The 23,390-nt window shown below is 69.7% G+C and carries 20 protein-coding genes; 11 read left to right on the top strand and 9 right to left on the bottom strand.

All coding sequences use genetic code 11. The features are described from left to right. Positions 1 to 79 precede the first annotated feature (79 nt). Positions 80 to 4,444, top strand: a complete 4,365-nt coding sequence (locus tag ACLJQF_RS13560) for a hypothetical protein (RefSeq protein ID WP_410609027.1) — start codon at positions 80 to 82, stop codon at positions 4,442 to 4,444. 145 nt (positions 4,445 to 4,589) lie between these two features. Further along, positions 4,590 to 5,291, top strand: a complete 702-nt coding sequence (locus tag ACLJQF_RS13555; RefSeq protein WP_410608701.1) for a CAP domain-containing protein — start codon at positions 4,590 to 4,592, stop codon at positions 5,289 to 5,291. A 3-nt stretch (positions 5,292 to 5,294) separates the two neighbouring features. On the opposite strand, the gene ACLJQF_RS13550 is transcribed toward ACLJQF_RS13555, so the two are convergent. The 3 genes from ACLJQF_RS13550 to ACLJQF_RS13540 all read right to left on the bottom strand — a co-directional run bounded on the left by ACLJQF_RS13550 (position 5,295) and on the right by ACLJQF_RS13540 (position 9,278). Then, positions 5,295 to 6,299 (bottom strand): cation diffusion facilitator family transporter, encoded by a 1,005-nt coding sequence (locus ACLJQF_RS13550; protein WP_410608699.1) that lies wholly within the window; start codon positions 6,297 to 6,299, stop codon positions 5,295 to 5,297. Between the two features lie 16 nt (positions 6,300 to 6,315). Further along, entirely contained in the window at positions 6,316 to 6,663 is a 348-nt protein-coding gene (locus tag ACLJQF_RS13545) for a DUF742 domain-containing protein (protein WP_410608697.1), read from the bottom strand. Positions 6,664 to 7,064: 401 nt separating this feature from the next. Beyond that, positions 7,065 to 9,278 carry a (Fe-S)-binding protein gene (locus ACLJQF_RS13540; protein ID WP_410608696.1) on the bottom strand — a complete coding sequence of 738 codons (2,214 nt, stop codon included), beginning with the start codon at positions 9,276 to 9,278 and terminating at the stop codon, positions 7,065 to 7,067. Between the two features lie 157 nt (positions 9,279 to 9,435). Here ACLJQF_RS13540 and ACLJQF_RS13535 point away from each other — a divergent pair, with 157 nt between their 5' ends. Both ACLJQF_RS13535 and ACLJQF_RS13530 read left to right on the top strand, forming a co-directional pair. Continuing rightward, a complete protein-coding gene (locus ACLJQF_RS13535) occupies positions 9,436 to 9,996 on the top strand; it encodes a TetR/AcrR family transcriptional regulator (protein ID WP_176178057.1) in 561 nt (186 codons plus the stop codon). Positions 9,997 to 10,017: 21 nt separating this feature from the next. Then, positions 10,018 to 10,455 carry a GNAT family N-acetyltransferase gene (locus ACLJQF_RS13530; RefSeq protein WP_410608694.1) on the top strand — a complete coding sequence of 146 codons (438 nt, stop codon included), beginning with the start codon at positions 10,018 to 10,020 and terminating at the stop codon, positions 10,453 to 10,455. 27 nt (positions 10,456 to 10,482) lie between these two features. Here the strand turns inward: ACLJQF_RS13530 and ACLJQF_RS13525 are convergent, their stop codons facing one another. Continuing rightward, on the bottom strand, positions 10,483 to 11,016 hold the full coding sequence (locus ACLJQF_RS13525; RefSeq protein WP_410608693.1) for a YbhB/YbcL family Raf kinase inhibitor-like protein: 534 nt from the start codon (positions 11,014 to 11,016) through the stop codon (positions 10,483 to 10,485). Between the two features lie 173 nt (positions 11,017 to 11,189). Here ACLJQF_RS13525 and ACLJQF_RS13520 point away from each other — a divergent pair, with 173 nt between their 5' ends. The 7 genes from ACLJQF_RS13520 (at position 11,190) to ACLJQF_RS13490 (ending at position 18,288) form a co-directional block, all read left to right on the top strand. Then, a complete protein-coding gene (locus tag ACLJQF_RS13520; RefSeq protein WP_410608691.1) occupies positions 11,190 to 11,960 on the top strand; it encodes a DUF4097 family beta strand repeat-containing protein in 771 nt (256 codons plus the stop codon). A gap of 130 nt (positions 11,961 to 12,090) precedes the next feature. Continuing rightward, positions 12,091 to 12,324 (top strand): hypothetical protein, encoded by a 234-nt coding sequence (locus tag ACLJQF_RS13515; RefSeq protein WP_410608690.1) that lies wholly within the window; start codon positions 12,091 to 12,093, stop codon positions 12,322 to 12,324. Positions 12,325 to 12,391: 67 nt separating this feature from the next. Then, complete coding sequence (locus tag ACLJQF_RS13510; protein ID WP_410608689.1) at positions 12,392 to 13,834, top strand: alpha/beta hydrolase; 1,443 nt, start codon at positions 12,392 to 12,394, stop codon at positions 13,832 to 13,834. A gap of 232 nt (positions 13,835 to 14,066) precedes the next feature. Then, positions 14,067 to 15,941 carry a molecular chaperone DnaK gene (gene dnaK / locus ACLJQF_RS13505; protein ID WP_410608687.1) on the top strand — a complete coding sequence of 625 codons (1,875 nt, stop codon included), beginning with the start codon at positions 14,067 to 14,069 and terminating at the stop codon, positions 15,939 to 15,941. Continuing rightward, positions 15,938 to 16,645: a nucleotide exchange factor GrpE gene (gene grpE / locus ACLJQF_RS13500; protein WP_410608686.1), complete on the top strand. Its 708-nt coding sequence runs from the start codon at positions 15,938 to 15,940 to the stop codon at positions 16,643 to 16,645. The genes dnaK and grpE overlap by 4 nt, the downstream gene beginning before the upstream one ends. 33 nt (positions 16,646 to 16,678) lie before the next feature. Further along, positions 16,679 to 17,857, top strand: coding sequence for a molecular chaperone DnaJ (gene dnaJ / locus ACLJQF_RS13495; protein WP_410608685.1), 1,179 nt, complete (start codon positions 16,679 to 16,681; stop codon positions 17,855 to 17,857). 5 nt (positions 17,858 to 17,862) lie between these two features. After that, positions 17,863 to 18,288 (top strand): heat shock protein transcriptional repressor HspR, encoded by a 426-nt coding sequence (locus ACLJQF_RS13490; protein WP_200876559.1) that lies wholly within the window; start codon positions 17,863 to 17,865, stop codon positions 18,286 to 18,288. A 129-nt stretch (positions 18,289 to 18,417) separates the two neighbouring features. On the opposite strand, the gene ACLJQF_RS13485 is transcribed toward ACLJQF_RS13490, so the two are convergent. From ACLJQF_RS13485 to ACLJQF_RS13465, 5 genes are all read right to left on the bottom strand, one after another. Next, positions 18,418 to 18,948 (bottom strand): DUF305 domain-containing protein, encoded by a 531-nt coding sequence (locus ACLJQF_RS13485; protein ID WP_410608683.1) that lies wholly within the window; start codon positions 18,946 to 18,948, stop codon positions 18,418 to 18,420. After that, positions 18,945 to 19,700, bottom strand: coding sequence for a lytic polysaccharide monooxygenase (locus ACLJQF_RS13480; protein ID WP_410608681.1), 756 nt, complete (start codon positions 19,698 to 19,700; stop codon positions 18,945 to 18,947). Before ACLJQF_RS13480 ends, ACLJQF_RS13485 begins: the two co-directional genes overlap by 4 nt. Positions 19,701 to 19,847: 147 nt before the next feature. Further along, positions 19,848 to 20,564 (bottom strand): dienelactone hydrolase family protein, encoded by a 717-nt coding sequence (locus ACLJQF_RS13475; protein ID WP_410608679.1) that lies wholly within the window; start codon positions 20,562 to 20,564, stop codon positions 19,848 to 19,850. 24 nt (positions 20,565 to 20,588) lie between these two features. Beyond that, positions 20,589 to 21,692: a globin domain-containing protein gene (locus ACLJQF_RS13470; RefSeq protein ID WP_410608678.1), complete on the bottom strand. Its 1,104-nt coding sequence runs from the start codon at positions 21,690 to 21,692 to the stop codon at positions 20,589 to 20,591. A gap of 357 nt (positions 21,693 to 22,049) precedes the next feature. Further along, complete coding sequence (locus ACLJQF_RS13465; RefSeq protein ID WP_410608676.1) at positions 22,050 to 23,225, bottom strand: globin domain-containing protein; 1,176 nt, start codon at positions 23,223 to 23,225, stop codon at positions 22,050 to 22,052. Positions 23,226 to 23,390: the final 165 nt, after the last annotated feature.

The following is a 23,390-nucleotide window of genomic DNA, read 5'->3' as shown; positions in this document are numbered from 1 at the left end:
TGCCACGCTCCCAAGGTCGTCTCGGCCCCGGAGGTGGCGAGGAGTGCCGTTGCCTGAAAGACCGCTTCGCCCGATTTTCGTGCTGGCACTGGTCTTCCTGGCCTCGGCATTCGTGCCGGCGGCGGGAGCGGCCGCCGCGCCGCCGTTCGCGGCCGGCTACGACGACGTCGTCTACGGCGACTTCGTCTACGCGGGCAACGGCGTCCTGCGCTGCCCGATCGCCGCCGACGGCGCGCCGGCCGGCGGGACGGTCGCGACCCCGGCGGCGTGCGCGAACACCGCCGACCGCAAGGACACCCTGGCCAACGACGACTTCTTCATGCAGTGGGCCGACGTCGACGCCGACCCGGCCACGTTCGACTCGGCGAGCGCGTCGGTCGGCGTCCCGCCGGGGGCGCGCGTCGTCTTCGCCCGGCTGAACTGGGCGGGCAGCACCACGTGCGGTCCCTCGGCTGTCGCGCCGCCCGGGACGCCCGCGAAGCAGAACGTCCGGCTTTCCGTCGGCAGCGCGGACTCAGTGGACCTCGCGCCTTCCGGATACGTCGAAGAGAGCGGGTACTACTCGGCACACGCCGACGTGACCAGCAGGTTCGCCGGTGTTTCCGCGAGTTTCGACGTGACGGTCGGCAATGTCTGGGCTTTGAAGGGATTCGACTGCGTCGGCGGCTGGTCGATCGCGCTCGTCTACGCCTACCCGGAGCGCAACGCGGACTACGCGCCGAACAAACGCAAGGTGGTCGTCTACGACGGCCACGTCCGGCAGACCGCCGGCGCCCCACCCGCCGAAACGACGATCACCGGCTTCCGAGCGGCGGCCGCCGACGCGCACCTCGGCGTCACGGCCTACGACGGTGACTGGGGCGCATCCGGCGACCAGTTCCTGGTCGACGGCACCCCGGCCGCCGAGCCCGCAACCGGTGGCACGTCGAACTTCTTCATCTCCAACGCCGACAACGCCGCGGCGCCGGGCGCGAAGAACAACTTCAGCGTCGACGCAAAGGCGTTCAACGTCGACAGCATCCTCGCCGGCGCAACGAGCGCCAAGCTCGGCATCGGCACCAGCGGCGACGATATCCTGGCGCAGAACCTGGCGTTTTCGGTGCCGGTGCCGGAGCTCCAGATCGCCGTGCGCGCGACCCAGCCGAAGGTGCACGCCGGCGAGCCGGTGACGTTCGCCGTCGCCGTGACCAACCCGGGTGCCGTCCCGGCGTCCGGAGTCGAGGTCGCCGACTCGGCTGTCCCGGAGTGCGCCAAACCGCTCGGCACGCTCGCCCCACGTCAGACGGTCAGCTACACATGCACCGGAACCGCGCCGGCCGACGACTTCACGAACACCGCGAAGGCGACCGGCACGAGCGCGCTCGGCGACGCACTCGACGGCGTCGCGAGCGCGCACATCGACGTCCTGCACCCGGCGCTGGGCATGACGAAGACAGCCGACCGGCCCGCGTACCGCGCCGGCGACGTCGCGACCTTTACGATCAAGGTCACGAACACCGGCGACACCGGGCTGTCCGGCCTCCAGGTCACCGACCCGAAGACGCCGTCGTGCGCGCTCACCGGAGCGCTCGCGCCGGGCGAAAGCCGCACGGCGACGTGCACGGCGAAGGCGCCGATCGCCGACGGCGTCAACACGGCGAGCGCGCTGGCCACCGACGAGCTCGGCAAGCAGGTCACGGCGACGGCCGACGCGCCCGCGCCGACGATCGCGCCCGCGGTCGAGGTCACCAAGACCGCGGACCCGCCGGTGATCCACGCGGGCGACGCCGTCACCTGGACGGTCGCCGTGCGCAACACCGGTGACAGCCCGCTGGCCCCGGTGAAGCTCACCGACGACACGACGACGGCGTGCGCGCGCACGTTCGCCGGCCTGGCCGCGGGCGCCACGCAGGCGTATACGTGCACGGCGAACCCGTCCCGCACCACGACGTCCCAGGTGACGGCGACCGGAACCGACCTCTCCGGCCGGCCCGTCACGGCCACCGCGTCGGCAACGGTCACGGTGATCACCCCGGCCCTGACGCTCACGAAGGACGCCACGCCGGCCATCGCGCGCGCCGGCGACCCGATCACGTTCACGATGAAGGTCGCCAACGCCGGCGACGCACCGCTGACCGAGGTGACGGTGACCGACGACGTCCCGGCGTGCGCCAAGGCGATCGGCGCACTGGCCCCGGGTGGGACGGCCACCTACACGTGCACCGCACCGGCCCCGCCGGACGACCTCGCCACGACGGCCACGGCCACCGGCAAGGACCAGCTCGGCCGCGCGGTGAAGGTCACCGACGACGCGGCGGTGGACGTGATCCACCCGGCGGTCAGGCTGGCCGTGCGCGCGACGCCGGCCCAGGTCCGCGAGGGCGACACGGTGACGTGGACGATCGCCGCGGCCAACACGGGCGACGTGCCGCTCACCGACGTCATCATCGCGGACGACCAGGTCCCTGCATGCGCGAAGCGGTTCGGCGCGCTCCAGCCGCAGGGGCAGCAGGTGTACACGTGCACGACGGTCGCGGGCCCGGCGGGCTTCGCGAACAAGCCGACGCTGACGGGCACCGACCCGACCGCCCGCCCGGTGACGACGGCCGCCGAGGGAGCGTTCGTGGTGCAGCACCCGGCGGTGGCGATCACGGCCGGGGTGACGGGCGGCCCGTTCCGCGAGGGCGACAAGGTCCCGTTCCGGATCACGGTCCGCAACGCCGGCGACGTGCCGCTGACCGACCTCCGGGTCACGGACGCGCAGGTGAGGAACGAAAAAGCCACCGGCTGCACCCAAACCCTCGACGGCACCCTCGCCCCCGGCACCACCCGCGACTTCGCCTGCACCACCACGGCCCCGGCCGACGACGTCACCCGCAGCCTCCGGATCGTCGCCACTCCGCCCGTCGGTCCGGCCGTCACCGCCGGCACCAGCGCCGCCGTCGATGTCATCCACCCGGCCGTCGCGATCGCCCGGACCGTCGATCCCGCCGTCGTGCGCGCCCACGACACCGTGACCTCGACCATCACCGTCACCAACGCCGGTGACAGCGCGCTTCGAGACGTCGCGGTCGTCGACGAGCGAGCCCCGGACTGCACCAAGTCCCTGGGCCGGCTCGAACCGCAGGCGAAGCACACCTACAGCTGCACCCAAGCCGCCGGTGAAACCGACTTCGACGCCGTCGCGAAAGCCTCCGGCACCGATGCCACGAATCGGCCGGTGACCGCCTCCGCCTCCGCCGGTGTCGACGTCATCCACCCCGCGATCACCGTCACCAACGACGCCACACCCGCGCGCGTCCGCCAAGGCGACACCGTCACGTTCACCCTCGTCGTCGCGAACACCGGTGATGTCCCGCTGACCGATGTGTCCCTTGTGGACAACCGGACTCCGGCGTGCGCTCAGTCCATCGGCACCCTCCTTCCCGGCGCCCGTCAGCGCCACTCCTGCAAGGTAGACGCCGGCACCGACAATTTCGTGAGCTCCGCCACCGCAACTGGCACCGATCCGGTGAAACGCCAGGTCAGTGCCACCGACGATGCGGCCTACACCGTCCTGCATCCCGCCCTCGAGCTCACCCAGGACGTCCACGGCGGCCCGTTCCGCTCCGGCGACACCGTCACCTCCACCCTCACCGTCGCCAACACCGGCGACGTCCCGCTGACCGCCGTCGCCGTTCGACGCGAGTCCTGCGCCAAGACCTTCGACCAGCTTGAAGCCGGTGCCGTGCAGAAGTTCGACTGCGCCATGACCGCTCCGGCTGACGACGTCATCAGCACCGCGAAGGCGACGGCGGACGCCCCGGTCGGCCCACCGCTCACGGCAACGGAAACCGACAAGATCGACGTCATCCACCCGGCCGTGCAGCTCACGATCGACGCGACGCCCAAGATGGTCCGCGCAGGCGACGAAGTCACCTTCACCGTCACCGCGCGCAACACCGGGGACGTCCCGTTGACCTCAGTGTCCATTGTGGATAAACAAACGACCTGTGCGACCAAGTTCGACACCCTGGCCGCCGGAGCGGCGAAGACCTACACCTGCACCCGCAAAGCGCTCGGTGACGACTTCGAGCAAGCCGTCGAGATCACCGGAATTGACCCGAGTGGTCGCACGGTGCAATCAGCCGGTGACGCAAAAGTCGACGTCGTCCACCCCGCGATCGCGGTCATGAATGACGCGGCACCCTACGAAGTCCACGCCGGCGACACCGTCACGTTTTCGATCCTGGTCAAGAACACCGGTGACGTCCCGCTCGCCGACGTGAGCGTCGTCGACGACCACACGTCGTCGTGCGCGCGCACCGCGAGCGAACTGGCCGCGGACGCCGAAATTTCGTACACCTGCACAACGACGGCGGGGAAAGTTGGCTTCACAGGCAAAGCAACCGCCACCGGTCAAGACCCGACCCGGCGTTCGGTGACAGCAACCGGCGAAGCGGCGTTCGTCGTCCGAGTGAGCTGAACGGAGTAACGCGGAAGCGTCCGATTGCCTCGAAATCCGTGCCTGTCGCCGACGGGAAATGTGACCAGTGCGTTCGTAGGGTTCTCGCTGTAATTGTTCCGTGATACGTTCCTGCGCCGTGTCCCCCATTGGTGAACGTGCTCACGTGGTGATGGTGTCACTCAGTGTGCTGCTCGGCGTTTTTTCTGCCGCCGCAGGCACCTGGATGGCCACCGCCGAAGGAAACACGTCCGAGCTCGGCGCCGCGGCGCTGGTCCTGCCGAACGCGCCCGCCGGCGCCGGCAGCGGCAGTGGAACCGACCTCTCCGGCGGTCAGGTCCAGACCACCACCCCCGGTCAGCCCGCCGCACCCAAGACCTCGGCCCCCGCCCCGACGGCGTCCAGTGCGGCACCCGCACCGACCGAGACGTCCGCGACCCCGCAGCCGTCGACGTCCGACGCCCCGCCGCCGAGCACCAAGGCCGCCGCCCGGGTCGCGCCTTCGGTCGCCGCCCAGGTCATCACGCTGGTCAACGACGAGCGCGCCAAGGCAGGCTGCGCCCCGCTGACCGAAGAATCGCACGTCACGAAGGCCGCGCAGGACTTCAGCGACCAGATGTCGGCCGAGAACTTCTTCTCCCACACCAGCCCGGACGGCACGACGTTCGACCAGCGCATCAAGCAGGCCGGCTACTCGAAGCCGGGTGCGGAGAACATCGCGCGCGGGCAGACTTCCGCGGCGCAGGTCATGGACTCCTGGATGAACTCCGAAGGCCACCGCGCCAACATCCTGAACTGCACGCTCAAGCAGATCGGCGTCGGTGTCACCACCGCGGGCTGGTACTGGGTCCAGGACTTCGGGTACTGAAAACTACTGGCTCTTGCTCCACCGCTCGGCGATGTCGCCGTAGCGCGCCAGCACGTTCGCCCGCAGCTCCGGATCCGACCGCGGCACCGGCTCGATGAACACCTCGGTGACGTCGTGGAACCCCTCCGTCAGCTCCGACGCGAGCCGGACGCAGGCGCGTTCGAGGTCCGCGGCGCCGAGCGAGTCGTCGAAGTCCACGCGCGTGCAGACCAGCACCTGGTCGGTGCCCATCAGCATGGTCTGGAGGTCGACGACGGCTTCGATCTCCGGCGCGTTGTTCAGGTGGTCGCGGATGCCGCGGACCAGCGTCGGGTCGGCCTGGCGCCCGACGAGCAGGCCGCGGTTGGTGCGGCCGAGCAGGTAGGCGACGCAGGCGAGCAGCAGGCCGATGGCGATCGACGCGATGCCGTCCCAGACCTCGGAGCCGGTGAGCTGGTGCAGGCCGATGCCGCCGAACGCGAGCAGCAGGCCGATCAGGGCGGCCGAGTCCTCGAACAGCACGGTCTTCGGCGTCGGGTCGTCGATGAGCCGGAGGTACGTCCACAGCGAGCGGTTCTCGGCCTTCGACTCCCGGACGACCTGGCGCACCGCCTGCAGCCACGACGTGCCTTCGAGCAGGAAAGCCACGGCGAGGACGATGTAGTTGAGCAACGACGTGCTCTGCGCCTCACCGTGTCCGAGCAGCGTCGAGACGCCCTCGTAGAGCGCGAACATCGCGCCCGAAGCGAAGATCGAGACGGCCGCGAGCAGCGACCAGAAGTACCGCTCCTTGCCGTAGCCGAAGGGGTGCACGCGGTCAGCTGGGCGCTCCGAGCGCTTCAACGCTGTCAGCAGCAGGACCTCGGTGATCGTGTCGGCCACCGAGTGCGCGGCTTCGGACAGCATCGCGCCCGAGCCGGTGATGATGCCCGCGACCAGTTTCATGATGGCGATCGCCAGGTTCACCCCGCCGGCGAGCAGGACGGTCAGGGTGCTTTCGCCGCCGGAGTTCTCCGATTCCTTGCTCACCTGGTGAGCGTAATGCTCAGAGGCGGCGCAGGCCGTGCAGAACGCGTTCCATGAGCGCCATCGCGGGACGGCCGTCGGTGCCGGTCCGGCTGTCGTGGATGGTGACCAGGCCCTGCTCGGCCATGTCGTCCAGCAGGACGCGCACGACGCCGAGCGGCACACTCAGGGTGGCCGCGACCTCGGCGACCGAACGCGGGTGCAGGCACAGCGAATGCACCGAGCGGAACTCACCGGTCAGCCGGGCGCCGTCCCACTGCGCCCCGGCGCGCGTCGAGACCATCGCTTCGATCGCGAGGTGCCGCCGCGACTGCGTCCGGCCGCGCGTGAGGACGTACGGACGCACGAGGGTGCGCTGGACGGGCACGTAGTCCGAGGTGGGCCGGCGGTCTTCCGGTCGGGATTGGAGAGCGTGTCGCCCGGTCGTGGTGGTCCGCCGGTCGTCGGCCATCCGTGCCGCCCCCTGTTTCCGTGATCGTCGAAGGTGCCTCGCTGGCAACGGCGGCGGCGAGGAAAGGCCAGGATACGCCGCTTGTCCAGGGTTCAGGAGATCGTTTCTCGTTAACCTGATGGGCCATTTCGGTGATTATCATGAACATTTTTCAAGAAAACGATTACCGTCACGAAGTCCCAGCTAGCGGGCCTGCGGGACAGGACAAAGTTGTGACAACGGGTAGTGGAATGGCTACGATTTCACCGATCTTCCGATCACGAAAAACGGCCCCGGTCAGGCGTTCTGACCGGGGCCGTGCGTTCTCGGGAAATGTGTCACTCTTCGGCGAGTGACGGCGCTCCGAGTGCGATCGGCTTCGGTTCCGGCTTGCGCTTGACCGACTCCAGCAGCATCTGCGCGACGTCGACGATCTCGACCTTCTCACTCGCGGTGCCGTCGCTCTGGCGCGCGGTCAGGCCGTCGTTCAGCATCACCTTGCAGAACGGGCAGCCGGTGGCGATCTTCGACGGCGCGGTGCCGAGTGCCTCGTCGACGCGCTCGACGTTGATCCGCTTGCCGATCTTCTCTTCCATCCACATCCGCGCGCCGCCCGCGCCGCAGCACATCGACTTGTCGCCGTGCCGCGGCATCTCGCGCAGCCGTGCGCCGGTCGCGCCGACCAGCTCGCGCGGCGCCTCGTACACCTTGTTGTGGCGGCCGAGGTAGCACGGGTCGTGGTAGGTGACGTCCTCGGCGACCGGTGCCACCGGCACCAGCTGCTTCTCCCGCACCAGGCGGTTCAGCAGCTGCGTGTGGTGCACGACGTCGAACTGGCCGCCCAGCTCCGGGTACTCGTTGGCGAGGGTGTTGAAGCAGTGCGCGCAGGTCACGACGACCTTGCGGGTCTTGCGTTCACGGCCCTCGAACACCGAGTTCAGGATCTCGACGTTCTGCTGCGCCAGCATCTGGAACAGGAACTCGTTGCCGGCCCGGCGGGCCGGGTCGCCGGTGCAGGACTCTTCCGAGCCGAGCACCTTGTACTTCACGTCGGCCATGTGCAGCAGTTCGGCGACCGCACGCGTCGTCTTCTTCGCGCGGTCCTCGAACGCCCCGGCGCAGCCGACCCAGAACAGGTATTCGGCGTCGCCCATGTCGCCGTCGAACACTGGCACCTCGAAGTCCAGGTCCTCGGTCCAGGCCAGCCGGTCCTTGGCGTTCTGGCCCCACGGGTTGCCCTTGTTCTCCAGGTTCTTGAACATGCCGTTCAGCTCGCTGGGGAACGACGACTCGATCATCACCTGGTAGCGGCGCATGTCGACGATGTGGTCGACGTGCTCGATGTCGACCGGGCACTGCTCGACGCAGGCACCGCAGCTGGTGCAGGACCACAGGACGTCGGGGTCGATGACGCCGCCGTCATCGCCGATCAAGGCTTTTTGCGACTCGGCGATGGCCAGGACGTCGATCCCGGCATACATGTTCTCGCCGGACAAACCGACCTCGTCGCCCGCCATGTCCCGCTTGCCGCCGGCCAGCAGGTACGGCGCCTTCGCGTAGGCGTGGTCACGCAGCTGCGTGATGACCAGCTTCGGCGACAGCGGCTTGCCGGTGTTCCACGCGGGGCACTGCTCCTGGCAGCGGCCGCACTCGGTGCACGTCGAGAAGTCCAGCCAGCCCTTCCAGCTGAAGTCCTCGATCTTGCCGACGCCGAAGGTGTCCTCGTCGGGGTCGGCTTCCTCGAGGTCGAGGACCTTGCCGCCGCTCATCATCGGCTTGAGCGCGCCCAGCGCGACGCCGCCGTCGGCCTCGCGCTTGAAGTAGATGTTGAAGAAGGCGCTGAAGCGGTGCCACGCGATGCCCATGGTCATGGTGCGCGCGACGACGATCAGCCAGACGGTGGCGCTCATCAGCTTGACGAACGCGAGGACCGTGACCAGGTTCGGGCTGGCCGGCAGCAGCTCGCCGATCGGGTTCGAGACGAAGGCGGCCCAGGTCGGCGTCTCGTGCGCGCCCAGGGCGGCCTTCGCGGCCCGCACTCCGATGATGCCGATGCCCTCGATCAGGACGACGGCCTCGATGAAGTACGCCCACTTGAAGTTGGAGCCCTGGAAGCGGCTCTGGCGGTCGGCGCGGCGCGGGTGGTTGCGCTGCCGGATCGCCATCAGGACCAGGATGCCGACGATCGTGCCGACCCCGAGCAGCTCCATGAGCAGCTGGAACGGCGGGAAGTCGTCGAGGATCGGCCAGCCCCAGGTCGGGACGAAGACCTCGCCGTAAGCCTCGAACAGGGCGAGCGAGCCGAGCAGGAAGCCCCACATCACCAGCCAGTGGGCCGGGCCGACGCTGCGCTTGCGGTTCATCCGCGTGTGCGCGGCGAACTCCTTGATCAGCGTCTTCATTCGGGGCATGAACGGCCCGTTGCGCGTCGAGTCGGGCTGCCCGAGGCGGATCACCCGCACGAAACGGGCGATCGTCGCGGCGAACATGCCCCAGGCGACGAGGCCGAGCACGACGGAGAGCCCGCCGAGCGTCAGTTGCAGAGCGCCCATCGTTCGGGTGCCTTTCGTCCGGTTCAAAACTGTGGTGGTGCCGGGAGACTAACCGTCCTTACTGATGAGTAACCCGTTGAGGCGCCCTAAGTCCCACCGATGTGGTGTACGTCGCTCTTTGTTTCGGGACGATCGTTCAGGTAGTTTTCACCCTATGGTGAAGCTGCAAGTGGACGGCCGGAAGGCGCGCGGCGAGAAGCGGCGCACCGAGCTCATCGAGGCCACCCTGCGGATCATCGAGCGGGACGGCGTCGCGGGCGTCACCCACCGGACCGTCGCGGCCGAGGCCGGCGTGCCGACGACGTCCACCACCTACCACTTCTCGTCACTGGACGACCTGCTGGTCGCGACGCTCATCTCGTGCGCCCGCGACATGGCGACCGAGGTCTACTGGATGATCGACCGGGCGCGCTCCCGCGGGTCCCGCGGCGCCGAGGAGGTCGCGGCCCTGCTCGCCGAGGCACTCGGTCCGCGGCGCGGGCGCACGATGGCGGAGTACGAGCTGTACCTGCTGGCCGCGCGGAAACCCGAGCTGCGCCCGGCCGCGCGGCGCTGGCTGGACGTCCTGACGTCGATGGTCCGTCACGACGACGAAGTGGCGTTCCGGGTCTTCCTCGCGGGCATCGACGGCCTGCTCATCCAGGGCCTGATCGACGACGGGCCGCCGTCGGCCGACGAGCTGCGGCCGGTGGTGGACTACCTGCTGAAACCGCGTTGACCGGCCGGTTAGCGTCGAGACATGCGGATCTTCGGTGACTTCGAGCTCGACGACGACCGGGCGCGGCTGGACCTCGACGTGGTGTGGAAGTTCCTGTCCACCGAGGCCTACTGGGGCCGCTGGCGCACGCGTGAGCAGGTCGAAGCCGCCATCGACGGCTCGTGGCGGGTCGTCGGCGCCTACCGCGGCGGCTCGATGGCCGGGTTCGCCCGGGCGTTCTCCGACGGCGTCTCGTCCGCCTACCTCGCCGACGTCTTCGTCGTCGACTCGGCCCGCGGCAGCGGCCTCGGCAAGGAGATCGTGCGCGAAATGATCGACAACGGTCCCGGCGCCCGGTTCCGGTGGATGCTCCACACCGCCGACGCGCACGGGCTGTACCGGCAGTTCGGCTTCGCCGAGCACACCAAGGGGCACTACCTGGAGCGCGAGGGGCCCAACGCGGCGAACTTCGTGAAGTGACGCCGCGCCGGGCCCGTCATGGGGAACTCAGCCCTTGTTCTCGTACACCGGCGTGATCACCGCGCGGGCCAGTGTGTGGCCGAACATGTTGAAGCCGAGGAACGCCGGCGTCGCGTCCGCCGGCACCTCCAGCTTGTCCAGGTCGAGCGCGTGCACCGCGAAGTAGTAGCGGTGCGGGCCGTGCCCGGGCGGGGGCGCCGCGCCGAGGAACTGCTTGACGCCGCCGTCGCCCTTCAGCGTCACCGCGCCTTCGGGGAGGCCGGAGCCGTCTCCCGCGCCGGACGCCAGCTCCGTCACCGAAACCGGGATGTTGAACACCGCCCAGTGCCAGAATCCGCTGCCGGTCGGGGCGTCCGGGTCGTAGCAGGTGATCGCGAAGCTCTTCGTCTCCGCCGGGAAGCCCTCCCACGCCAGGTGCGGCGAACGGTCCTCGCCGCTGGCGCCGAAGATGCCGGACAAGTGGGGCGTGGCCAGGGTTTCGCCGTCGGCGACGTCGTTGCTGCGGAGGGTGAAGGACGGCACGTCGGACAGGGATTCGTACGGGCCGGGTGCTTGCGGCATGGATCCTCCTGATCACGGAACTGGAGACTGCGCCAGGTTAGGCCCCGGGCAGCGCCCCCGCGCCTCAGGGAGGGATCTCAGGGTCTTTCGGGGGGTTACCCCCATGTACTGCCCGTTCACGTCGTCATAACGTTTCTCACGCAGAGGAAACAACACTGAGGGGACCAACGACCATGGCGCGCCCGCTTCTCGCACTGGGTGGCATCGTCCTGATCGGCGTCGGCCTGGCGACCGCGCTCGGGTGGGGCTGGGGTTCGGACTTCGGGAACACCGACACCCTTTCGCAGACCATTCGCAGCGTGAAGCTGGAGGGCGACTCGGGGTCGGTGAAGATCCGCACCGGCTCCGGGCCGTCGACCGTGCACCAGGAAGTCAGCTACCACTGGCGGAACAAGCCGGAGGGGCCCTTCTACCGCGTCGACGGCGACCAGCTGGTGCTCGGCTCGTGCGAGACGAACTGCACGGTCGACTTCGAGGTCGTCGTGCCCGCGGGGGTACCCGTCACGGGGAGCGTCGACTCCGGTGGGCTGGACATCGCCGGGGTGTCGAGTGTGGACGTTCACGCCGATTCCGGGCATGCCAGCGTCGAGGACGTCCCGGGCGCGGTGAAGCTGACCCTGGACAGCGGCTCGATCGACCTGCGGGACGTCGGCGAGGTCCAGCTGCGGAGCGACTCCGGCAGCATCACCGGGCGCGACGTGCGCGGGCCGGTCGACGTGACGTCCTCCAGTGGCAGCGTCGACTTCACGCTGGCCCAAGCGAACAACGTGACGGTGCACGCCGACAGCGGCAGCATCGAACTGGCCGTACCGGGTGGGCCGTACCGCGTCGAGGGCAACAGCGACAGCGGTCACCGCGACTTCGGCGTCCCGACCGACAGTTCGGCCCAGCACGTGCTGGACCTGACGACCGAAAGCGGCAGCGTCACAGTCCGCGCGGCCTGACTTTTCTCTTACTGTGCCGTTCAGTACCAATCCGACCACAGTCACGGCCGGATGGCTTTCGTGGCAACGGCACGTACCGCTCAAGGGGCCGGCCTACTTTGGTCGGATTGATACTACGGGGGCATTTCCGATGGGCAGGATCGAACGGCGCGTGCTGGTGGCCGCGCTGCTGGGGGCGGTCGCGATGCTCGGGGCCGTGGGCTTCACGCGGGATGCGCCGGCGGAAACGCCGGCGCAGGGGGTGCCGGTTGTCGTGGATTCCCACTATCGAGTGACTTCCTGGGTCGGGACTCCGGCTGAAGTCGTTGTGCAGCAAGGAAACTCGGATTTCTTCTTCTCCTCCTGGACCGCTCGCCACTCCTGAACTGTCGGTGGCCGCTGTTAAGAAGGAAGCACGCCGAAGGCCGGCGTGCAGGGGGAGGAAACACATCATGGACGTGCGCCGGGTCGTCGCGGTCATCGTGGCGGTCGTGGTCATGGGGGCGGTACCGGCCGTCGCCGAAGCGTCGGCTCTGGCGTGGCGCCCGTGCGCCACGCAGCAGGAGCCGTCGGCGGAGTGTGCAACGGTCGACGTGCCGATCGACCGCGCGCGACCCGAGCTCGGGTCGGCGCAGCTGGCGCTGGCCCGGCTGCCTGCACTCGATCCGGGCAGGCGGATCGGCTCGCTGCTGGTGAATCCGGGCGGGCCGGGCGGCTCCGGCGTCGGGTTCACGCAGTTCGGCGGGCTGGCCTCGCCGGATCTCGCGCAGCTGCGGCAGCGGTTCGACGTCGTGGGGTTCGACCCACGCGGCGACTGGTACAGCACGCCACGCATCACGTGTGACGCGGCGACGCTGTTCGACCCGGTGCTGGACCGGTTCCCGGCGACGAGGGCGGGGTTCGACGCGCTGGTCGCGCACAACCGGAAGGCGGGCGCGGACTGCGTGGCCCGGACCGGGCCCCTGCTGGCGAACTCGGACACGCAGAGCGCGGCCGAGGACATCGAGACGATCCGGGTGGCGCTCGGCGAGCCGAAGATCTCGTGGCTGGGCCTCTCCTACGGCACCGAGCTGGGCGCGGTCTACGCGTCGAAGCACCCTGGCCGGGTGCGGGCGATGGTGCTCGACGGCGCGATCGACCACGCGCGGCCGATGAACCAGGCGATCCTCGAGGAGGCCGCGGCCACCGAGGACGCGCTGGTCCGGTTCGCGGACTGGTGCCGCGCCTCGGCCGGCTGCGCCCTGCACGGCCAGGACGTCCTCCGCTTCTACGACGACGTCGTCGCCAGGGCAGCCCGCGGCGGGATCTGGGCGAGCGACCTCAAGCGGCCCGCGACGGCCGACGAGGTCTCGGCGGGTGTGTACGGCCACCTCTACCTCCGGGGCGACTGGCCGGCGCTGGGCAAGGACCTGGCCGCGGCCGGTGGGGAGTTCCCGGACGCGCGCGGGCTGACCGAGCGGGACCAGTTCCTGTCCCCGATCTACGGGGCCTACCGGGCGATCGGCTGCCACGACTTCCCGTCGCCGTTCACCGGGCCGGCGGAGCTGGCCCGGACGGCCCGTCTGGTGCGTGCGGCGGCCCCGCACAGCTGGCGGTACTCGGAGTACTGGGACTTCGCCAGCGGGTGCACGGGCTGGCCGGTCCCGGCGAAGAACCCACCCCAGCCGCATCCGGTCCACGGTGCCCCGCCGATCCTGGTCGTAGGGGGCGCCCACGACCCGGCCACTCCGCTGGCCTGGGCGCGCGGCCTGACGGCGAGCATCGACGGCGCGGCGCTGCTGACCCGCACCGACGACGGCCACACGGGGCTGTTCAACTCGGCCTGCACCCGGGCGGCCGAGGTGGCGTACCTGGTGAACCGAGTCGTGCCTGGTCGCGGCGCGGTCTGCCGGTGAGCCGGCCGTCCGGTGAGCGGCGTCACAGCCGATCCGCGGGTACTCACTCGCCGGACCCGGGAACAAGAACCCGGATCGCCTCGTTAGGCTGGGTACAGAGGTTGAGCGCAGTCGACTCAAGTCCAGCTTGACGGAGTGCGCGAAGGCCCGATAAAACTTGCCAGAGCCTCGCTCAAGGTGAGGACGAACGTGCAGGTCACGAACATAGCAGCCGTAAACAGGAGGAAGCACCATGGCGCGAGCGGTCGGCATCGACCTCGGCACGACCAACTCGGTCGTCGCCGTCCTTGAGGGCGGCGAGCCGACGGTCATCGCCAACTCGGAAGGCTCCCGGACCACCCCTTCGATCGTCGCCTTCGCCAAGAACGGTGAAGTGCTGACCGGCCAGCCGGCGAAGAACCAGGCCGTCACGAACGTCGACCGGACGATCCGGTCCGTGAAGCGGCACATCGGCACCGACTGGAAGACCGAGATCGACGGGAAGAACTACACCTCCCAGGAAATCAGCGCGCGCGTGCTGATGAAGCTCAAGCGCGACGCCGAGGCGTACCTGGGCGAGACGATCACCGACGCGGTCATCACCGTCCCGGCGTACTTCGAGGACGCCCAGCGGCAGGCCACCAAGGAGGCCGGGCAGATCGCCGGCCTGAACGTGCTCCGCATCGTCAACGAGCCGACCGCCGCCGCGCTGGCGTACGGCCTGGACAAGGGCGAGAAGGAACAGACCATCCTGGTCTTCGACCTCGGTGGTGGCACCTTCGACGTGTCGCTGCTGGAGATCGGCGAGGGCGTCGTCGAGGTCCGCGCCACCTCCGGTGACAACCACCTCGGTGGTGACGACTGGGACGAGCGCATCGTCAAGTGGCTGGTCGACAAGTTCAAGGCCACGAACGGCATCGACCTGACCAAGGACAAGATGGCGCTGCAGCGCATCCGCGAGGCGTCGGAGAAGGCCAAGATCGAGCTGTCCAGCTCGAACTCGGCCAGCATCAACCTGCCGTACATCACCGTGGACGCGGACAAGAACCCGCTGTTCCTCGACGAGCAGCTGTCGCGTGCCGAGTTCCAGAAGATCACCTCGGACCTGCTCGAGCGCACCCGCAACCCGTTCAACAACGTCATCCGGGACGCGGGCATCGCCGTCGGCGACATCGACCACGTCGTGCTCGTCGGTGGTTCCACCCGCATGCCGGCCGTGTCCGAGCTGGTCAAGGAGCTGACCGGCGGCCGCGAGCCGAACAAGGGCGTGAACCCGGACGAGGTCGTCGCGGTCGGCGCGGCGCTGCAGGCCGGCGTGCTGAAGGGCGAGGTCAAGGACGTCCTGCTGCTGGACGTGACCCCGCTGTCGCTGGGCATCGAGACCAAGGGTGGCGTGTTCACCAAGCTCATCGAGCGCAACACCACGATCCCGACCAAGCGCTCGGAGATCTTCTCCACCGCGGACGACAACCAGCCGTCGGTGCAGATCCAGGTGTTCCAGGGTGAGCGCGAGATCGCCGCGCACAACAAGAAGCTCGGCATGTTCGAGCTGACCGGTCTCCCGCCCGCCCCGCGTGGCGTGCCGCAGATCGAGGTCACCTTCGACATCGACGCGAACGGCATCGTGCACGTCCTGGCCAAGGACCTCGGCACGAACAAGGAGCAGTCGATGACGATCACCGGTGGCTCCGCGCTGCCGAAGGACGACATCGAGCGCATGGTCAAGGACGCCGAGGCGCACGCCGAGGAAGACAAGACCCGGCGCGAAGAGGCCGAGACCCGCAACCAGGCGGAGACGCTGGTCTACCAGACCGAGAAGTTCCTCAAGGACAACGACGACAAGCTGCCCGAGGACCTCAAGGGCAAGGTCAAGTCCGCGATCGACGAGTCGAACGAGGCGCTCAAGGGCACCGACTCGACCAAGATCCGCGAGTCGATCGAGAAGCTGAACGCCGCTTCGCAGGAGCTGGGCACCGCCCTCTACGCCAACGCGAACGCCGACGCGGCGGCCGGTGCGGCCGGTGGCGCGGGTGCGGGGGCGACCGGGGACGCCGGTGCGGCCGGCGGCCAGGCCAAGGCCGATGACGTGGTGGACGCCGAGATCGTCGAAGAGGACGAGAAGAAGTGACCCACAGCTACGACGAATCCGAGAACCAGGGCCGAGGCCCCGAGGAGCCGGTGGTCGTGCGGGATCGGCGGCGGGTGGACCCCCAGACCGGGCAGGTCCGCCCGCCCGGTCCGGCCCACGCCGCCCCGGAGCCGGAGGAAGCGCCCGTGGAGCACGCGGGCCCCTCGCTGGGCGAGACCATCGTGGACGACTCGGTGTCGGTCGTCTCCGACGTGGAGAAGGAGCTGGCCGAGCGCACCGCCGACCTCCAGCGCCTGCAGGCCGAGTACGCCAACTACCGCAAGCGGGTCGAGCGTGACCGCGAGGCGGTCGTGATCGGCGCGAAGGCGACCGTGGTGAACGACCTGCTGCCGCTGCTCGACGACCTCGAGCGGGCCGAGCAGCACGGTGACCTCACCGGCGCGTTCAAGGCCGTCGGCGACAAGCTGATCAGCGGCCTGCAGCGCGCGGGCCTCGAGTCGTTCGGTGCCGAGGGCGAGCCCTTCGACCCGAGCGTGCACGAGGCCGTGCAGCACAGCACCTCGCCGGACGTGGCGGGTCCGACGGTCACCGTGGTCATGCGCCGCGGGTACCGCTTCGGGGACCGCGTACTGCGGGCGGCGCTGGTCGGCGTGACCGACCACGAGCCCGGTGCGGCCCCGGGGGACCCGTCCGTCGGTGGCGAGCTGCCACTCGGCGGCGGAGTCGATGAGCAGCAGCAGTAAGAACTATCCGGTTCAAGTGGGAGGAGGCGCCCGATGAGTGCACGGGAATGGATCGGTAAGGATTTCTACCGTGAACTGGGCGTCTCCTCCGACGCCACCGCGGACGAAATCAAGAAGGCCTACCGGAAGCTGGCCAAGGAGAACCACCCGGACGCGAACGCCGGCAACGCGCAGGCGGAGCAGAAGTTCAAGGCGGTCTCCGAGGCCTACGGCGTGCTCTCCGACGCGAGTAAGCGCAAGGAGTACGACGAGGCACGGCGCCTGTTCGGCGGCGGGGGTGGCTTCAACTTCCCCGGCGGTGGTGGCGGTGGCGGCAGCTTCGACGTGGGCGACATCTTCGGCCAGGCCGGTGCCGGCGCGGGTCAGCAGGGCGGCTTCGGCGGGCTTGGCGACATCCTCGGCGGGATCTTCGGCCGCGGCCGGGCCTCGGCGGGCGCGACGGCGAACCGGCCGCAGCGCGGCGCCGACGTCGAGACGGACGTCCGGATCGACTTCACCGAGGCGGTCAAGGGCGCGACCCTGCCGCTGCGGCTGTCGAGCCCGGCGACCTGCGCGACGTGCAGCGGCAACGGCGCCCGGCCGGGGACGTCGCCGCGGACCTGTCCGACCTGTTCGGGGTCGGGGCTGGTCAGCCGCAGCCAGGGCGCCTTCGCGTTCTCGGAGCCGTGCCGCGACTGCCGCGGCCGCGGGACGATCATCGACGACCCGTGCCCCGAGTGCGGCGGCGAGGGCATCAGCACGCGGACGCGGACGCTGACCGTGCGGATCCCGCCGGGCGTCGACGACGACCAGCGCATCCGGCTGGCCGGCCAGGGCGAGCCGGGCCGGGGCGGGGCGCAGGCGGGCGACCTGTACGTCCGGGTGCACGTGGCTCCGCACGCGCTGTTCGGGCGCAAGGGGCTCGACCTGACGATCACCGTGCCGGTGGACTTCACGGAGCTGACGCTCGGCACCACGATCACGGTGCCGACGCTGGAGGCCAAGGTCTCGCTCAAGGTGCCGCCGGGCACCGCGAGCGGACGCGTGCTGCGCGTGCGCGGCAAGGGCATCGCCAAGCGCGACGGTTCGCAAGGTGACCTGCTCGTCACCCTCCAGGCGGCGATTCCCGCCAAACTGGACGATAAGGCGCGCGAGGCACTGCAGGCGTACGCCGAGGCGATGGCCGGGCACGACCCCCGGCCCGAGATCACCGAGCTGCTGCAAGGTAGGTGAGAGTGGTGTTCGGCGGGATTCCCCAGGAAGGGGACGAGGAGACCCCGGTGTTCGTCATCTCGGTGGCGGCCCAGCTCGCCGGGATGCACGCGCAGACGTTGCGCACGTACGACCGGCAGGGCCTGGTGTCACCGGGCCGTACCCCCGGCGGCGGGCGGCGCTACTCGATGCGGGACATCGCGCTGCTGCGCGAGGTTCAGCGCCTGTCGCAGGAGGACGGCGTCAACCTGGCCGGCATCAAGCGCATCATCGAGCTGGAGAACCAGGTCGACGCGCTGCGGGCCCGGATCTCCGAGCTGACGGAGGAACTGACCGCGGCGTACGTGGCGGCGGAACAGGCAACGGCGGCGGCGCACGCGTCCTACCGCCGGGACCTGGTGCCGCTCAACCAGCAGACGGCGCTGGTGGTCTGGCGTCCCAAGCGCCGCTGACCACCAGAGCGCCGCTGGGCACCAGAGCGCCGCTGGGCACCGAAGCGACGAAGGCCTCCCCGGGCGACCGGGGAGGCCTTCGCGCATAAGCGGGACCGCGAGGCGTCCCTCGCGACCCCGCGCCGCGGGTTACGTCTTGACGTTCAGCAACTGCTTCACCTCGGCCGTCCGGGACTCGATCACCCGGCGGGCCAGGTCTCGCGCCTGCGCGTTGACTCCGCCGCCTCCCCCGTTCTCCGTCTGGGCCAGCTCGACCGCTCCTTGCTGCTGTCCGGTCAGGACGTCCAGGAACCGGCGGGTGAACTCGCCGTCCGGGGCCGTCTTCAGGGCTCCCACCAGGTCCGGCGAGGTCGTCTTCAGGCCGCCGTGGCCCGCGTGGGCGTGGGGGTTCAGGTCCACCGCCTCGGGCTGGTTCCAGTCGTGGAGCCAGCGGCGCATGTCGTCGATCTCGGTCTGCTGCGTCACCTCGATCGCCGCCGCCAGCTCCTTGACCTCCGCCGGGAGCGGGCGGGCCGCCGCCAGCCGGACGATCTCGATGCCCTGCCGGTTCTGGGGAATCAGCATCTGCAGGAACATCACGTCGGCCGCGTTGTGCTGCGGGGCGGCCGTCGTCGCGCAACCTGTCAGCAGCAGCGCGACGACGGCCAGGACCACTTTCACTGGCGCTGCCAGAGCGCCGGGGTGTTCGGCGGCTCCCAGCCCGCGATCGCCGTGTGCGGCTGGATGCAGCGGTAGCTCGCGCCGCCGTAGGTCACGACGTCGCCCGCCTTGTACGCCGTGCCCGCCGCCCACGTTCCACCCGTCGGCGGCTTGGTCGTCGGGGGCGGGGTCGTGGTGGGCGGCGGGGTCGTGGTCGGGGGCGGCGTGGTGGTCGGCGGCGGGGTGCCGCCTCCGCCGACCTGGAGGTCGACGCAGCTGTAGAACGCGTTGGCCGTGTCCGCGATGTTCCAGATCGCCAGCACCTTGATCCGGCCCGAATAGCCGGCCAGGTTCACCGTGTGCGACAGCGTCGGCGGCGGCTGCTGGTTGTTGCCGCTGAACACCGCGACCCGGGTGCTGCCGACGTAGTACTCGTAGTTCGACGTCGAGTGCCGGGCGGTGAACACCCAGTTGAACGTCACCGTGCTGCCCACCGACTTGGCCGGCCACGGCTTCGACTCGTCGGTCAGCTCGGCGAACTGCGACAACCCGCCGTTGCAGCTGCGCAGCCCCTTCGGGCCTTCGACGCTCTGCGGTTCGTAGACGATGTTGCCGCAGCCCGACACCTTCCCGGCCGCGCAGTTGGCCTGCCGGCTGGGTGGATCGGACACGTAACCGTGGGCGCTCGCGGAGGTGGCGGGGAGGACGACGACCAGCACCGGCGCGAGCAGGGCTCCGGCAGCGGCCGCGAAGAGCTTTCTTTTCCAGGTCATTTCGGCTCCTCGAAGGGGAACAGCGTTGTTCCGAAGAGGGAGGACGAACGAGCACATCCGGGGAAGATGTGGTCTAGACCATAAGGCGATTCGGGCACAACGGTCAACGAACTACCGCCGTTCGACGAATGCGCTGCTCCGCTCGGCTCAGTGCGAAGGTCGGGACGGCTGCTGCAGGTGTTCGCCGAAGAAGGACGTCACCCGGCGCCACGCGTCTTCGGCCGATTCGTGGTGGTAGGTGAAGCCGACGACCTTGAGCAGCAGGTTCACCGGCGCCACAGTGTCGATCTTGTTGGCGAACCCGTGGCTGGCGTCCGGGTACTCCTTGACGTCGTGGGGGATGTCGCGCTCGGTGAGTGCCGTCTCGAGCTTCGCCGCGGCGCCGCGCAACCCGAAGTCCTTCTTGCCGAAGCTGGCGACGACCGGGCAGGCGTCGTCCAGCACCGACAGGTTCTTCGGCAGCTGCCCGTAGTACGGCGCGGACGCGTCGAACCCGCGTGACGCCGCAACGAGCGCGAAGCCGCCCCCCATGCAGAACCCGGCGATGCCGATCCGGCCCGAGCTGTCCTCGCGCCCGGCCAGGAGCGCGCGGGCCGCCTCGATGTCGTCGAAGCTGCGGCCGCGGTTCGCGAACATGTCCGAGAACACCCGGCGGACGCAGCGGCGCATGCCCCCACGCGAATACAGGTCCGGGCTGAGCGCGAGATACCCCTCGCGGGCGAAGCGGTCGGTGATGTTCTTCGTGTCCTGGCTCAGCCCGAACGCGTCGTGGATCAGCACCACGCCCGGGTGGGGTCCCGCGCCGGCGGGTTCCGCCAGGTAGCCGCCGATCGTGCCGTCCGGAACCGGAATAGTCATCTCCATATCGGCGAAGATAGCGAGAAAACCTCAGTCCAGGGTGAAGGGGTCGTAGGATATTCGTTCCAGCTCGATCCCCCTGGCCAGCAGCTTGGCGACGGTCGCCTGGATCATCTGCGGCGATCCGGACACGAGGACGTCGTGGTTCCGCCACGTGCCGCGCTGGGTGACGGCGTGGGCGAGCGTGCCGCGGTCGCCGCCGGCCAGTGCGCCCTCCTCGGTGACCGGGGTGACCGTCAGCCACTTCGACGTCGCGGCCAGCCGGCGCAGCTCGGCCAGCGCGTACAGGTCATCCGGCCGGCGGCCGCCGAAGAACAGGTGCACGGGCGGGTTCCGCTTCCAGCGTGAAAGGTCGTCGAGGATCGCCAGCAGCGGCGTGATCCCGGTGCCGCCGCCGATCAGCAGCAGCCGTCGTTTCGTGGACGTCGGGCGCACGTTCAGCACGCCCATCGACGGCCCGAGGCGCCAGACGTCGCCCGGTTTCGTGTGGTTGACGATGCTCCCGCTGACCCAGCCGCCGGGCACCGCGCGCACGTGGAAGCTCAGCTGACCGTCGCCGCGGGGTGCGTTCGCCGGCGAAAGGTACCGCCAGAACCGCGGCCGCTGTGGCACTTCGACGCTGACGTACCCGCCGGCGCGGTAGGGCAGCAGTCCCTCCGTGCGCACCTTCACCAGCGCGACGTCGCGGCTGAGCTTCCGGTGCTCCAGCACGGTCGCCGACCACGCCGCCGGCCCCGTCTCGGACTGGGCGGCTTCGCGCATCGTCTTGGCGATGAGCCCGTAGGCCGAAGTCCACGCCGATTCGACCTGGGGGGTCCACTTCTCCTTGAGGAACCGTTTGAGCGCGGCGATCAGCGCCACGCCCACGGCGTCGTAGTGGCGGGAGACGACGGCGAACTTGCGGTGGTCGCGGCCGAGCTGGCCGAGGAAGGTGACCAGCTCGTCGGGCCGGTCGACCATCTGCACCACGTACACCAGTGCGCGCAGCAGCCTGCTCCGCTGCGTCGTCATGGTGACCGGGAAAAGATCCCGGCAATCGGGGGCGACCACGAACAACGCACCGTAGAAGTACTGCGCCAGTTCATCTGCTTTCGGTTCGACCTCCGCAAAACTCTCACGAATCAACCGGGCCATCTCTCGACCTTCCACGGCCGAAACAGGAAGCGTCTCGGGCACGGTGGAGATCTTCACGGATTCAGCATTCATCGGGAACGGCATTCTCCAGTCGTGCAAAGGCTTTCGCGCCGTGCATGCGGCGTCGCTGTGGCGGTGCCGCCCCCGAGGGTTCCCGACTGTAGGCGAATTCCCGTGCAGATGCGCGTGATTACGCGCCTTCCCGCTCGAACGGAGCAATTCAAGTACGCCCGGTTAGCCCCGTCTGTCGCAGCGTAAAAATGATCACGATGCCGGATTCATCCGTTACCGGCTGCCGATTTCCGAACCATAACGAATCATTCACCGGACGGCGGATTGCCGACCGCCCGGTGACGGCTAGTCGATCGTGAACGGGTCGTACTGGATCTGGTCCAGCGCGCTGCCCGCGACCAGCATGCGCGACACCGTCGCGCGGATCATCGCCGGTGAGCCGGACACCAGGATGTGGTGGCCGGGCCAGGAACCGTACCGGGTGACGGCCTCGGCCAGCGTCCCCTGCTCGAACCCCGGGACGTCGCCGCCGCGCTCCACGACCGGCGTGACGGTCAGCCAGGGGTTCGTCGCGGCGAGCGCGCGCAGCTCTTCGAGGTCGTAGAGGTCCTCGCGGGCCGGGCCGCCGTAGAACAGGTGGGTCTTCGGGTTCTCGCCCCACAGCGCGAGGTGGTCGAGGATCGACCGCAGCGGCGCGATGCCCGTCCCGCCGGCGACCATCAGCACGGCCCGCGACGCCTCCCGGTCGACCGTCATCCGGCCCAGCGGCGGGCCGAGCCGCCAGACGTCCCCGGGCTGGGTGTGGCTGACGACGGCGCGGGAGACCCAGCCGCCGTCGATCGCGCGGACGTGGAACTCGATGCCGCCGTCCTCGCGAGGCGCGTTGGCCGGCGAGAAGTAGCGCCACAACCGTGGCCGCTGCGGCACTTCGACGCTCACGTACTGGCCGGGGTGGTAGGGGAGGGGCCGGTCGGGCATCAGCCGCACCAGGGCGAGGTCCCAGGTCAGCCGCCGGTGCTCGACCACGGTGGCCGACCACGACGGCGGGTTCGTGTCGGCCGCGGCGGCGTCCTGCATGGCCCGCGCGGCGATGGTGAACGCCTCGGCCCACGCGCGCTCGACCTCCGGCGTCCACGCCGGGCCGAGGTGGTTCTTGAGCGACGCCAGCAGCGCGGTGCCGACCGCTTCGTAGTGCCGGGGCACCACGCCGAACTTGCGGTGGTCGCGGCCCAGCTGGCGCAGGAACGGCGCGAGGTCGTCGGGCCGGTCGACCATCTGCACGATGTGCACCAGCGCGCGCACCAGCCTGCCGCGCTGGATCTCCATGTTGATCGGGAAGAAGTCGCGTGTGGTCGGGGCGAGGGTGAACAGCATCCCGTAGAAGAACTGCGAGATCTCCGCGATGTACGGCTCGGACCTGGCCCAGCTGTCCCGGATGAGCCGGACCATCGCGGTCACGGCCGCGGGGGCTTCGCGCGGGGCCGAGGACCTGGGGAGCGGGCTGACGGAATCGGCTGTCATGAGGGGTTGTTCACGGGTCGGGGACCGCCAACGGGGTCCTTCGCCACTGCTGCCACCTCGTCACTCAACGTCACTCGCCGGGGCCGCGCGCGCGGTCCGTCCGCAGGGTAGCGGCCGGGCGCCCTTTTGCCCGCATTGTTGCTCCGACCGGGTGTATTACGCCCG

Origin of the sequence: Amycolatopsis sp. lyj-109 (assembly GCF_046548995.1) — a bacterium.
Lineage (GTDB): Bacteria > Actinomycetota > Actinomycetes > Mycobacteriales > Pseudonocardiaceae > Amycolatopsis.
Note: the sequence above shows the minus strand (reverse complement) of the source record. Positions and strands in the feature narration are given on the sequence as shown.

What these genes read in the sequence shown, in the direction of transcription:
- ACLJQF_RS13540 (WP_410608696.1), bottom strand. Translation starts at nt 9,278, where the DNA reads ATGGGCGCTCTGCAACTGACGCTCGGCGGGCTCTCCGTCGTGCTCGGC.
- ACLJQF_RS13530 (WP_410608694.1), top strand. Translation starts at nt 10,018, where the DNA reads ATGCGGATCTTCGGTGACTTCGAGCTCGACGACGACCGGGCGCGGCTG.
- ACLJQF_RS13525 (WP_410608693.1), bottom strand. Translation starts at nt 11,016, where the DNA reads ATGCCGCAAGCACCCGGCCCGTACGAATCCCTGTCCGACGTGCCGTCC.
- ACLJQF_RS13520 (WP_410608691.1), top strand. Translation starts at nt 11,190, where the DNA reads ATGGCGCGCCCGCTTCTCGCACTGGGTGGCATCGTCCTGATCGGCGTC.
- ACLJQF_RS13515 (WP_410608690.1), top strand. Translation starts at nt 12,091, where the DNA reads ATGGGCAGGATCGAACGGCGCGTGCTGGTGGCCGCGCTGCTGGGGGCG.
- ACLJQF_RS13510 (WP_410608689.1), top strand. Translation starts at nt 12,392, where the DNA reads ATGGACGTGCGCCGGGTCGTCGCGGTCATCGTGGCGGTCGTGGTCATG.
- dnaK (WP_410608687.1), top strand. Translation starts at nt 14,067, where the DNA reads ATGGCGCGAGCGGTCGGCATCGACCTCGGCACGACCAACTCGGTCGTC.
- dnaJ (WP_410608685.1), top strand. Translation starts at nt 16,679, where the DNA reads ATGAGTGCACGGGAATGGATCGGTAAGGATTTCTACCGTGAACTGGGC.
- ACLJQF_RS13480 (WP_410608681.1), bottom strand. Translation starts at nt 19,700, where the DNA reads ATGACCTGGAAAAGAAAGCTCTTCGCGGCCGCTGCCGGAGCCCTGCTC.
- ACLJQF_RS13475 (WP_410608679.1), bottom strand. Translation starts at nt 20,564, where the DNA reads ATGGAGATGACTATTCCGGTTCCGGACGGCACGATCGGCGGCTACCTG.
- ACLJQF_RS13470 (WP_410608678.1), bottom strand. Translation starts at nt 21,692, where the DNA reads ATGGCCCGGTTGATTCGTGAGAGTTTTGCGGAGGTCGAACCGAAAGCA.
- ACLJQF_RS13465 (WP_410608676.1), bottom strand. Translation starts at nt 23,225, where the DNA reads ATGACAGCCGATTCCGTCAGCCCGCTCCCCAGGTCCTCGGCCCCGCGC.